This window comes from Streptomyces sp. NPDC056479, from assembly GCF_042795335.1.
GTDB lineage: Bacteria > Actinomycetota > Actinomycetes > Streptomycetales > Streptomycetaceae > Streptomyces.
In genome coordinates, this window is sequence record NZ_JBHTRZ010000006.1 from 481,879 (window position 1) to 493,460 (window position 11,582).

Consider the following 11,582-nt stretch of genomic DNA (forward strand, 5'->3'; position numbering starts at 1 on the left):
CGGACGGCACACGCATGCTGAACTCTTCGGGGGAGGTCGAGTACAGGTGATCCTCACGGTCACGCTGAACACCGCCCTCGACATCACCTATCGGGTAAGAGGGCTACGGCCCCACACGTCCCACCGGGTCTCCGAGGTCACCGAACGCCCCGGCGGCAAGGGCCTGAACGTGGCCCGGGTGCTGGCGGCCCTCGGCCATGAGGTGACGGTCACGGGCTTCACGGGCGGCGCCACGGGCCGGGTGGTCCAGGAGTTGCTCACCGCCACGCCCGGCGTGGTGGACGCGCTGGTCCCGGTGTCGGGTCCGACCCGGCGCACGATCGCGGTGGTCGACGAACGCACCGGCGACACGACCCAGCTGAACGAGCCCGGCCCGACGATCACGCCCCGCGAGTGGTCCGCCTTCCAGGAGGCGTACGAGGATCTCCTCGCCGCCGCCTCGGCGGTGGCCCTGTGCGGAAGCCTGCCGCCGGGGGTCCCGGTCGGGGCGTACGCAGGTCTCGTACGGGCGGCCAGGACGGCCGACGTGCCCGTACTGCTGGACACCAGCGGCGAGGCACTGCGCCGGGGCGTCGCCGCCCGCCCGGACATCATCAAGCCCAATGCCGATGAACTGGCGGAACTGACCGGCTCCCACGAGCCGTTGCGCGCCACCCAGGACGCCCGAAGGCGCGGCGCCCGCGCCGTCGTCGCCTCCCTGGGCAAGTCCGGCCTGCTCGCCCTGACCCCCGAGGGCCGCTGGCAGGCCACCCCACCCACCCACCTCCACGGCAACCCGACGGGCGCGGGCGACGCGGCGGTCGCGGGCCTGCTGTCGGGCCTTGTGGAGAAGCTCCCGTGGCCGGACCGCCTGGCCCGCGCGACAGCACTGAGCGCGGCGAGCGTGGTGTCGCCGGTGGCGGGGGAGTTCGACCGGGGGACGTACGAGGAGTTGCTGGGGCGGGTGGCGGTGACCGGGGAGGTCACCGCGGCCTGACGGCTCCTACTCGACCCAGCCCTTGACCAGCCACATCTGGTCGATGAGGGCGTCGCACTGGTTGCCCTGCTCACAGGACACCTTGATCGTGTTCGTGCCCTTGTTGAGCTGGATCCAGTTGTAGGTCTTCGTCCAGCCCTTCTCGTAGTCGCCCTCGGGGCCCTTCGCGTAGTTCTTGAAGCTGACCGGCGCGGTGGACGGCGTGCCGTTGACCGTCAGAGTGGCGTTGCCGTCCTTGCCGGGAACGCTGAAGCCGACGTACACGGTGTACTTACCGCTCTTCGGGATCCCGTCCACGCTCCAGGTGACCGAGGAGCCGACCGCGTTGAAGCCGTTGACGTAGACGCCGCCGTCGGCCTTGGCGCCCTTGATGTCGGACGCGGTGGTGGCGCCGCCGGCGAGGGCCAGCGCCTTGGCGTCGATCGTCGGCAGGTCGTCCTCGGCCGCCGCGCTGTTGCTGTTGGACGGGCTCGGCTCGCTGCTCTGCTGGGACTGCGTCGGAGTCGACCCCGTGTCGCCCCCCGCATCGTCCTTCTCGCCGTCGCCGCCCAGCATCGCCACGCTGATGCCGATGACGACCGCCGCGACGACCGCGATGGCGCCGATCAGCAGGCCCTTGGTGTTGGGGCCGCCGCGGCCGCCCGAGCCGTTGCCGCCGCTGTAGGCCGGCTGCTGCTGGGCCGTGGTCGCGCCGCCGGGGTGCGTCTCCGGGGCCGCGTAGTGGGCGTTCGGCTGGCCGTACGTGCCCTGCTGTTGCGGTACCTGGCCGTAGGCGGCCGTCGGTGCCGGCTGGCCGTACTGGCGCTGCCCGACCGCGCGCACGCGGTTGACCGAGCCCGGGTAGCCGTAGCCCCCGCCACCGGACGGCGGCTGGGCGCCGTTGGCCTGCCCGTCGGCGTAGAGGTAGCCGAACGGGTCGTCGTCCTCGGGCGTACTGGCGCCGTTGTTGCCGGACGTCATCCCTTGGTACTCCTCACCAGGTGCGGGCGTTGCGATGGAACGGTCAGAATGGCGAGCCTACCCGCTCCTGCTGGCCCAAACGGGTGACTCAGACCGCATCAGCTCGCTGACCTGGGATTCATCCGGCGCGTCTGTGTTGTTTGGGACGAGATCGTTTCTCTACGTACATCCGCTCGTCGGCGGACTTCAACACTTCGTCCGCGGTCATCCCGCAGTGCGCCCACCCGATGCCGAAGCTCGCGCCGACCCGTACGGCACGCCCCTCCGCCCGGATCGGCTGGATGATCTCGTTGCGCAGACGTACGGCGAGGTCCTGGGCGTCGGCCCGGCCGAGCCCGTCGGCGAGGATCACGAACTCGTCGCCGCCGAGCCGGGCGACGGTGTCACCGTCACGGACCTGGCGGGTCAGTCGCCTCGCGACCTCGATGAGAACCGCGTCACCCGCGTTGTGCCCGAACCGGTCGTTGATCGACTTGAAGCCGTCGAGGTCGCAGAAGAGCACCGCGAGCCCCTTGGAGCCGTCGTCGCGCTCGGTCTCGTCCGGGGAGACGGTGTGCACATGGTGGTCGTAGCCCTCGAGCGCCGCCGCGCCCGGGAAGTCGAAGCCATGGCCGTTGGCGTCGAAGACCGCGACGGCCGGGTGGCCGTAGGCCGCGTCCATGGACTCCAGGGCGCCGGCGTGGGCGGCGCGCCTGCACAGCCGGGAGGACAGCCGCGAGCGCAGCTCGGCGGAGTTCGGCAGGCCGGTGAGCGAGTCGTGCGAGGCCCGGTGGGCGAGCTGCAGCTCGCGGCGCTTGCGGTCCTCTATGTCCTCGACGTGGGTGAGCAGGAAGCGGGGCCCGTCGGCGGCGTCCGCGACCACGGAGTTGCGGAGCGAGACCCAGACGTACGTCCCGTCGCGGCGCCCGAGCCTGAGCTCCGCCCGTCCGCCCTCCGCCGAGGTCCGCAGCAGGGTGCCGATGTCCTCGGGGTGGACGAGGTCGGAGAAGGAGTAGCGGCGCATCGCGGAGGCGGGGCGGCCGAGCAGCCGGCACAGCGCGTCGTTGGTCCGCAGGATCCGGCCGTGCTGGTCGCCGCCCATCTCGGCGATGGCCATGCCGGACGGGGCGTACTCGAAGGCCTGCCTGAAGCTTTCCTCGCTGGCGCGCAGGGCCTGCTGGTCGCGTTCGAGCCTGACCAGTGCCCGCTGCATATTCGCGCGTAGACGTGCGTTGCTGATGGCGATCGCCGCCTGGAACGCGTACATCTGGAGCGCTTCGCGCCCCCACGCGCCCGGCAGCCGGCCGTTGCGCGGCCGGTCCACGGACAGGACGCCGATCAGCTCGCCGCACGCGCCGCCCTGCACACCCGGCGTGTACATCGGCGCGAAGAGGCGGTCCGAGGGGTGCCACTCGTCCTCGAAGCGGGGCGCGGGACCGTCGGTGTACCACTGCGGGACGTCGTCGTCGTCGAGGACCCAGCCCTCGGTGTGCGGGATGAACACCAGGTCGCCCCAGTGCTCGCCCATGTTCAGCCGGCGCTCCCACGACTCACGGGAGCCGACGCGGCCGGTGATCAGGGCCTCGGCCGCGGGATTCCCGGCGAAGGCGGCCACGACGAGATCGCCGTCGGGCCGTACGAGGTTGACGCACGCGAGCTCGAAGCCGAGGCCGGTCACGACGCCGTCGGCGACGGTCTGCAACGTGTCCGCCAGGCTCCGGGCCGTGTTCATGTCAGCCATGACCTGGTGCAGTTGTCGCAGGGTCGCAAGACGGACGTAGGGCTCCGACTCGGTCTCCATGCTCGCCCTCCCCCCGAGACCTCGCAGTGAATCAAGGGTTCTACTTCGGCGTAACGTCCCTTGCTAGTCCCCGCCACTGAATCACAGCGCGCTGCTCACTCGGTACACAGGGTCAACAATTAATGGCTCTTGTGACTCAAGTCACAGCTAAACGTGAACAATTGAGCGGTGTTTCTGCGTTTTTCCTGTGTGTTTACTGAACGCAAAGTTGGCGCGCTCGTGGAGATCGCACGAAACCGCCTGAACAGTTCCGCGCACGTCCGTCCGGAGTCCTAGGACCGTTCTCGGGCGCAGGCCCGATGTGGGGTGCGCGGGATGGACATTAGCGTTTCCGGCGTGCCGAACACTTCTCTCCCCGCGCAGCCCGTGACCGCCGTCCTCCCCGCCTCCCGCAGCCCCTTTGGGCATGCTGAGGGAGTGAGCAACGACGAGTTCCGTGCCGCGATGTCGCGGTTGGCCGCGGGTGTGGTCCTGGTGACCGCGCTGGAGCCGCCGCTGGACCCCGACGATCCGCACGCCCCGGTCGGCGAGGACGTCGGCATGACCGCCACGGCATTCATGTCGGTGTCCCTGGACCCGCCGTTGGTGCTGGTCAGCCTGCGTGAGGGGTCCCGCATGGACGACCTGCTCGCCGAGCAGCCGCTGTGGGCGGTCTCGGTCCTCGCCGAGAGCCAGCGCCACATCGCCGGCCGCTTCGCCATGAAGGGCCGCGTCAGCGACCGCCTGCTGTTCGCCGACATCCCGTACGTCCGCGGCAAGGAGTCCGGCGCCCCACTGGTGGGCGGCGCACTGGCCACGCTGGAGTGCAGTACCGAGCAGCGGGTGACGGCCGGCGACCACACCCTGGTGATCGGCCGCGTCCTGTCGGCCTCGCTGCCGAGTGCGAACGGGGGGCCGCTGACCTATTTCCGGGGCCGTTACCGGCAGTTGGGCTGATTTCCGTGCGGGCGGGGTCGCAGCGGAATCGGCGGTCCTGGGCGGGGCGAATCCAGCGGCCGGGGCCGGGAGGGAATTCCGTGGCCCGCGAATGATCATCCGGCTTATCGTGCGCGCATGACGTCGATCACTTCAGCGATGCACCTCGAAAAGGTCACACCTGCGAATTTCGAGGCCGCCACCGGCATCCGGGTCCGCGCCGACCAGGAACACGCGGTCTCCCCCGTGATGCAGTCCCTCGCCGAGGCATACGTCCATCCCGAAGGCGTCGCCTGGCCCCGGCTGATCGTCGACGGCGACCGCCCGGTCGGGTTCCTGATGGCCTTCCTCGACATCGACTGGCACGGCGACGGCACCCTGTTCCGCTCCGGGCTGTGGCGGCTGAACATCACCGCGCAGGAGCAGGGGCGGGGGTACGGGCGGTTCGCGGTCGAGTCCGTGGCCGGGGAGATACGGCGACGAGGTGGGCGGGAGCTCTACGTGACCTGGCATCCGGGGCCCGACGGTCCGGAGGGCTTCTATCTGGGGCTGGGGTTCCGGACGACCGGGGAGACCTCCGAGGGCGAGACGGTGGGGGTGCTGGATCTTGACGCGGTGCCGTCGGGGGACGGCGCTACGCCCCGGGACACCTGAGCCTCTGGGCCCAGCGGCATCTGGCTCGGGTTGATGTCGAGGCGGGCCAGGAGTTCGGGGGCCGTCACGATGTCGATCACGGCGATCCGATCCCGTACGAACGCAAACCTCAGCGCCCGGTCCACCCGCCCGTCGACCAGCACCACACACCCGGCCGCCCCGTCGACCCATGCGCGCCCGGCGACCAGGGAGGGCCGGGCGGCGAGCGCGACGGGACCGAACGTCGACGCACCGCGCGCCACCGCCGCCGCGCCGGTCGTCACCCCGGCCTCGGTGCGCGCGACGACGTCCGGGTCGAGGACATCGAGCAGTCCCCCGAAGTCACCGTCCCGCGCTGCGGCGAGGAAGGCGTCGACGACCTCCCACTGCCTGCGCTGCCGTGCGCCCTCGTGCCCCGGCACGTCGGCGCCCCGCACCCGGCGCCGGGCACGGCTGGCGAGCTGCCGTGCGGCGGCCGGCGTACGGTCCACCACGGCCGCGACCTCCTCGTACGGCACGGCGAACAGGTCGTGCAGCACGAATGCCAGCCGCTCGGCGGGCGTCAGGGTGTCCAGTACGACGAGCAGGGCGACGCCCACCGAGTCGGCGAGGAGAGCGTCCTGCTCGGGGTCGACGGCGGGCGAGGCGGCGGGAGGGGGTGGTGCCGCGGTGTCCAGGGGTTCCTCCGCGCGGGACCTGCGGGAGCGGAGCAGGTCCAGGCAGACGCGGCCGACGACGGTCGTCATCCAGCCGCCGAGGTTGTCGACACGGCTGATGTCGGACCTGCTGACCCGGAACCATGCCTCCTGCACCGCGTCCTCGGCCTCGGCGGTGGAACCGAGCATGCGGTGGGCGACGGCGCGCAGATGTCCGCGATGCGCCTCGAAGCGCTGGGCGAGGAAGTCGGTGTCGTCGGCGCTCATCTGTCGTCAGCCTCTCGTCGCGGTCCGTCGTCACTGGGCTGACGGATCGGGAGGCGCGGATGTGACAGACGTCGTGGTGCGCGGGTACGGACCTAAGGGGGTGTTTTGAAAGTCCAGTGCGCCGCGGGTGCTGTGCGGGACTTTCAAAACACCCCCTACGTCCAGCCCCGCCCCGAACGGCCCCGCTTGGTGTCCGAGCGCTGCTTCTTCTCCCTCAGCCGGCGCTCGTTGATCCCTCGGGGGATGCGGGTCGGCCTGCGCGGCTTCGGCGGCGGGGCCGTCGCCTCGGCGAGGAGCGCCGCGAGGCGTACGGCGGCGGTCTCGCGGTTGCGCCACTGGGAGCGGTGCTCGGAAGCGCGGACGGTGAGGATGCCGTCGACGAGCTTGTCGGCCAGGCGTTCGAGGGCCCGGTGCTTCCACACCTCGGGCAGCGCCTCGGTCTTCGCCAGGTCCAGGCTCAGCTCCACCCTTGAGTCACTGGTGTTGACGTGCTGGCCGCCCGGGCCGCTCGACCTGGAGAAACGCCACATGAGCTCGGCCTCGGGCAGGGAGACGGAGCCACGGATGACGTAAGGACCAGACATGCCGTCCATGTTCCCGCGTCTGTCCGGTCCACGTCACGCGAATATCCCCTGGGGCCCTAAGAGTGCTCTTTGGCAAAGAAAGTAAAGACACCTGGAACCTGCGGTACCCCTCTCCGCGTTCATAGGGGTAGCTGTAGCTTCTAGCCGTACCGCAACGAGGGAAGGGACTCCCAACAATGGCTGTAAGCCTGTCCAAGGGTGGCAACGTCTCGCTCACCAAGGAGGCTCCGGGCCTGACCGCCGTCACCGTGGGCCTCGGCTGGGACGTCCGCACCACCACCGGCACGGACTTCGACCTCGACGCCTCCGCGATCGCGGTCAACCCCCAGGGCAAGGTCTACTCGGACGGTCACTTCGTCTTCTTCAACAACAAGCAGACGCCGGACCAGACCATCGTCCACACCGGTGACAACCGCACCGGCGAGGGCGCGGGCGACGACGAGGCGATCAACGTCAACCTGGCCGGCCTCCCGGCCGACGTCGACAAGATCGTCTTCCCGGTCTCGATCTACGACGCGGAGAACCGCTCGCAGAACTTCGGCCAGGTCCGCAACGCCTACATCCGCATCGTCAACCAGGCAGGCGGCACCGAGATCGCCCGCTACGACCTCTCCGAGGACGCGGCCACCGAGACGGCCATGGTCTTCGGCGAGCTGTACCGCAACGGCGCCGAGTGGAAGTTCCGCGCCGTCGGCCAGGGCTACGCCTCGGGCCTCGTCGGGATCGCGCAGGACTTCGGTGTGAGCGTCTGACGGACACCACGCTGTGGCGGAACCCCCGGCTTCGGCCGGGGGTTTCGGCGTTCGGGCCCTTCGATAGGTTGCCCGAATGATCCTCGACGCCCTCCCCCTCACCCCTGATCACGACATCCCGGGCCCGGTCCTCACCGAGCTCACCGCCCTCTACGCCTCCAACCGCGACTTCCACGCGCTCAGCGGCGACTTCCCGGACCCGGACGACATCCGCCCGGAGCAGGTGGCCGCCGCCCTGGCGGACGAACTGGCGGAACCCGGGGCGGAGGTGCTGCTCGCACGCAGCGAGGGGCGGCTGGTGGGCATCGTGGTGACCCTGGCGCAGCACCCGGACCCCGTGGACCCGGACCCGTGGATCGGCCTGCTGATGGTCGACGGCACGGCCCATCGCCGGGGATACGGCAGGCAGCTGGCCGCCCTCGTGGAGGACCGCTTCCGCGCGGCGGGCCGCGCCGCGGTACGTCTGGCCGTCCTCGACAACAACCCCGAGGCGCTCGACTTCTGGACCACCCTCGGGTACGAGCCCCTCGGCTACGGCAGGGACCGCCAACTGGACCGCGCCTGCACGGTCCTGCGCAAGGAGCTGACGCCCTCCTCGCCCGGTGCCGACGGGGCCTGAACGGGCATGGACTGGACGACCCTGGCCGCCACCGCCCTCGGTGCTCTCGTCGGTGTCGGTTCGACACTGCTCGCGGACCGCGTCCGCTGGCGCCGCGATCTGGCCGACCGGACCCGGCAGGAGCGCAAACAGATCTATGTGACCGTCCTGACGAAGTACCGGCTGGCCTATGAGGCCATGCACACGGCCGCCGTGACGGGTCGCGACCAGGAGGACCGGGCACGGGAGTCGGCCGTGCGGGAGGCGTTCCGGGCGTCGGGGTGCGACGAGGCCCGGGAGAGCGCCCTGATAGGCGCCCCGCAGGAGATGTCAGACGTGCTAGAGGAGGTGTACGCGACCCTGCGGGAGCTTCAGGGCGCGTTCGCCGCCGGTGATCCGCCGCTCGACTCGCCGGAGTTGCAGGAGCGGCGGCTCAAGCACGCCGAGGCGGTCTGGGCCGCGCGCGCGGCGATGCGGCGGGATCTGGAGCGGCGGGGTGAGGGGCGAGGGCGTCAGGGGCGGTCGGGCTTTCCGTCGCCGTACAGCCAGTCCTCCCAGATGGCGGTGAAGTCCTCGTCCGGCGCCTTCTTCTCCACGTACGCCGTGAAGTCGTCCGTGTCCGCGTTCCCGTGGCGGTGGGCCGCCGCCCAGCCCTGGACGATGTCGTAGAAGGTGTCGTCGCCCACGGCCTGGCGGATCTTGTGCAGGACCATCGCGCCGCGCTCGTACACCGGTGAGTCGGAGATGTTCGCGGCACTCGCGGGCTCGGCGGGCGGGAAGGACCACAGATCCTCGTGGTCGTCCTCGCCGTGGTCGTACAGGGCGTCGAAGGTCTCCTGGACGCTGTCGCCGCCGTTGTCCTCCTCCCACAGCCACTCCGCGTAGGTCGCGAAGCCCTCGTTCAGCCACATGTCCCGCCAGCTCTTCGGCGTCACGGAGTTGCCGAACCACTGGTGCGCGAGCTCGTGGACGAGCAGCTCGGTGCTGGGGGCGCCGGGGAAGACGGGCCGGTTCTGGGTCTCCAGGGCGTAGTCGGAGGCTTCCTGGGCGGCGACGATCGCGCCGGTGGAGGAGAAGGGGTAGGGGCCGAAGTTGTACTCCGCCCACTCCATGATCTCGGGGATCCGGGCGAGCACCTTGCGGGCCGGACCGGCCTGGGAGGGGCTGACCGCGGTGTAGACGGGGAGCGGGCGCCCAGCGGCGCCGGGGACCGAGGAGCGCCTGATGTCGTAGTCGCCGATCGCGAGCGTCGCGACGTAGGTGGCCATGGGTGCTGCCGTACGCCAGTGGAATGTCATACGGCGCTTGTCGGTGCTCGTGCTCCGGTCGGTCAACTCCCCGTTGGACACCACCTCGAGCCCTTGCGGCACGGTGACCGAGAGGTCGTACGACGCCTTGTCCGACGGGTGGTGGTTGCCCGGGAACCACGCCATGGACCCCATCGGCTCCCCGAGGGCGAGCGAGCCGTCGGCGGTGGCGATCCAGCCCTCCTCCGAGCCGTCGGGGTCGGTGAGGGTCTGCGGGGTCCCGGAGTAGCGGACGGTGATCCGGAAGGTCTCGCCCTCGTCGAGCTCGTCGCGCGGGCGGACCACCAACTCCTGGCCGTTACGGCTCCAGCGGGCCCGCGCGCCCTCCACCGAGACCCGCTCGACGTCCATCCCCTTCAGATCGAGGTCGAAGGCGGAGAGGTCCTTGCCGGCGCGTGCGGTGATCTCCGCCGTGCCGGCGAGGCGGCGGGCATCCGGGTCGTAGGCGAGGTCCAGGGCGTAGTGCGTGACGTCGTAGCCGCCGTTGCCCGCCTTGGGAAAGTACGGGTCGCGTACACCGGAACCGCCAGGCGTGCCCTGCACGCCGCCGCCGCACGCGGTGAGGGCGAGGACGAGCAGGGCGCTGCCGACGGCCGGGAGGGAACGGACGGTCGGGACAAGAGACGCGGAACGGGACACGCCAGTGATCCTATGAGTGGCGGCCCGTGACACCATCACCCCCGTGCTCGACATCGGCTACGCCCTCTCCACCCGCTTTCCGGACCCTCCACAGACGGACTACCGCCGCGCGGACGTCCGCGCCCTGCGCCACGACCTGTTCTGCGGGGACGTCTATCTCGCCGACACCAAGGCGGACCGGGAGTTGTCCACAGCCTGGGGATGGGTGCCGGTGCTCGACTTCGCGTGGGCCCTGTGCGACATCGCCGAGCGGCTGGACCGGGATCCGGCGGGCTCCCGCGCCGCCCGGCCCCAGCGAGCGGAACTGGACTTCACCGAGTCCACGGACCGCATGCTCTTCGAGCGCCGCTTCGGCTGGGTGGACATCGAGGCGGACTGGATGCCGGCGGAGGAACCCCCGCTGTCCTTCTCCCACAGCGAACTGCGCCGCGAGGCCCGCGACTTCCTGCACGACCTCCTCGCCGACCTGATCGACCTGCACGACGACCTGGGCGAGAACCCGGCGATCTGGACCCTCCAGGCCCGCTATCCCCGGGTGGCGTGAGCTGGGGGCGTGAGCCGAGGGGCGTGAGCCTGGGGCGGTCACCGCGAGGCCGGTCACCGGGAGGTCGGCCACCGAACGGCCGCTCACCAAGACACCGCCCACCCCGAGGCCACCCACCGAGACACCGCCCACCGCGAGCCCGCTCGCCGAAGCGCCGCCCACCGAAAGACCGACCCCGAAGCCCGCCCCACCAAAAAAACACCCCTCACCCCTCCACCCGCACCCCCATCTGCGCAGCCAACACCGGCGCCAGATCCAGCAGTTGAGCCGTACTGATCACCGCTCCGGCCAGCCGGTCCACCCCCCTCGCGATCTCCAGCTCCGCCGCCCCCCTCAGATCGACGTCCGCCAGAGTCGCCCCGGTGAGGTCGACGCCCTTCAGCGCGCAGTCCGTGAACTCCACCCGCTCCAGCCGGGCACCCCCGAAGTCCGGCTCGACCAGGACGCAGCCCTCGAAGACGACGTCTCTCAGCCGGGCCTTGCGCATGTTCAGGTAGTCGATCTTGCCGCCCCGGATCACGACCCGCTCCAGAACGGCCCCGTGCAGCTGCACCCCGCCCAGGCGGGCGTCGGTCAGCTCCACGTCCCGCAGGGTCGACTCCGCCAGGTCGGTGCCGACACCCCGTGGTGCGGTGAGGACGGAGTCGAGGATCCGGGCGTGATGAAGCCCCGTCTCGTCCAGGACGCAGCCCTTCAGCGCACAGTCCATGAAGCGGGCACCCCGGCCGTTCTGACCGGTGAGGTCCTCCTCACGGAACTCCAGGCTGTCGTAGTCCCCGTCCGGCTCCAACTGCCCGTCCCGGTAAGGCTCCAGCGCCGGCAACCGCAACTCCGGCCGCCGCGCCCCCTTCACTCCGCCCTCACCCATCGCTCTCCTCGCCATGCCCCCATCGTGCACCCCACCACTGACAACGAACCTGACCTGCGAAAACACCGCCCATGTCACATTCCGGGTCCCCCACGCCGTCGTA

General features: G+C 70.7%; 12 protein-coding genes. 6 read left to right on the forward strand and 6 right to left on the reverse strand.

Annotated elements, in window-relative coordinates; all coding sequences use genetic code 11:
- Positions 1-46: 46 nt before the first annotated feature.
- Positions 47-976: a 1-phosphofructokinase family hexose kinase gene (locus ACFQ6S_RS25625; protein ID WP_383414136.1), complete on the forward strand. Its 930-nt coding sequence runs from the start codon at positions 47-49 to the stop codon at positions 974-976.
- A 6-nt stretch (positions 977-982) separates the two neighbouring features.
- On the opposite strand, the gene ACFQ6S_RS25630 is transcribed toward ACFQ6S_RS25625, so the two are convergent.
- On the reverse strand, positions 983-1,936 hold the full coding sequence (locus ACFQ6S_RS25630) for a CBM35 domain-containing protein (protein ID WP_383414138.1): 954 nt from the start codon (positions 1,934-1,936) through the stop codon (positions 983-985).
- Positions 1,937-2,054: 118 nt separating this feature from the next.
- The gene (gene cdgB, locus ACFQ6S_RS25635; RefSeq protein WP_383414140.1) at positions 2,055-3,716 is read right to left on the reverse strand and encodes a diguanylate cyclase CdgB; all 1,662 of its coding nucleotides are present in this window, start codon (positions 3,714-3,716) and stop codon (positions 2,055-2,057) included.
- Between the two features lie 315 nt (positions 3,717-4,031).
- On the opposite strand from cdgB, the gene ACFQ6S_RS25640 reads away from it, so the two are divergent.
- Complete coding sequence (locus tag ACFQ6S_RS25640; RefSeq protein WP_383414142.1) at positions 4,032-4,652, forward strand: flavin reductase family protein; 621 nt, start codon at positions 4,032-4,034, stop codon at positions 4,650-4,652.
- Between the two features lie 117 nt (positions 4,653-4,769).
- Positions 4,770-5,285: a GNAT family N-acetyltransferase gene (locus ACFQ6S_RS25645; protein ID WP_383414145.1), complete on the forward strand. Its 516-nt coding sequence runs from the start codon at positions 4,770-4,772 to the stop codon at positions 5,283-5,285.
- Here the strand turns inward: ACFQ6S_RS25645 and ACFQ6S_RS25650 are convergent.
- Together ACFQ6S_RS25650 and arfB are read right to left on the reverse strand one after the other, a co-directional pair.
- Entirely contained in the window at positions 5,171-6,187 is a 1,017-nt protein-coding gene (locus ACFQ6S_RS25650) for a sigma-70 family RNA polymerase sigma factor (protein WP_383414147.1), read from the reverse strand. The two genes, ACFQ6S_RS25645 and ACFQ6S_RS25650, sit on opposite strands and share 115 nt — an antisense overlap.
- A gap of 155 nt (positions 6,188-6,342) precedes the next feature.
- A complete protein-coding gene (gene arfB / locus ACFQ6S_RS25655; protein WP_383414150.1) occupies positions 6,343-6,780 on the reverse strand; it encodes an alternative ribosome rescue aminoacyl-tRNA hydrolase ArfB in 438 nt (145 codons plus the stop codon).
- Positions 6,781-6,947: 167 nt separating this feature from the next.
- Between arfB and ACFQ6S_RS25660 the strand changes: the two genes are divergently transcribed.
- A complete protein-coding gene (locus tag ACFQ6S_RS25660) occupies positions 6,948-7,523 on the forward strand; it encodes a TerD family protein (RefSeq protein WP_356767674.1) in 576 nt (191 codons plus the stop codon).
- 76 nt (positions 7,524-7,599) lie between these two features.
- On the forward strand, positions 7,600-8,142 hold the full coding sequence (locus ACFQ6S_RS25665) for a GNAT family N-acetyltransferase (protein ID WP_383414153.1): 543 nt from the start codon (positions 7,600-7,602) through the stop codon (positions 8,140-8,142).
- A 491-nt stretch (positions 8,143-8,633) separates the two neighbouring features.
- On the opposite strand, the gene ACFQ6S_RS25670 is transcribed toward ACFQ6S_RS25665, so the two are convergent.
- Positions 8,634-10,067, reverse strand: coding sequence for a M1 family metallopeptidase (locus tag ACFQ6S_RS25670; RefSeq protein WP_383414156.1), 1,434 nt, complete (start codon positions 10,065-10,067; stop codon positions 8,634-8,636).
- Positions 10,068-10,110: 43 nt separating this feature from the next.
- Between ACFQ6S_RS25670 and ACFQ6S_RS25675 the strand changes: the two genes are divergently transcribed.
- Positions 10,111-10,611 (forward strand): hypothetical protein, encoded by a 501-nt coding sequence (locus tag ACFQ6S_RS25675; RefSeq protein ID WP_383414544.1) that lies wholly within the window; start codon positions 10,111-10,113, stop codon positions 10,609-10,611.
- A 205-nt stretch (positions 10,612-10,816) separates the two neighbouring features.
- Here ACFQ6S_RS25675 and ACFQ6S_RS25680 read toward each other — a convergent pair whose 3' ends face one another.
- Positions 10,817-11,494, reverse strand: a complete 678-nt coding sequence (locus ACFQ6S_RS25680) for a pentapeptide repeat-containing protein (protein ID WP_383414159.1) — start codon at positions 11,492-11,494, stop codon at positions 10,817-10,819.
- Positions 11,495-11,582: the final 88 nt, after the last annotated feature.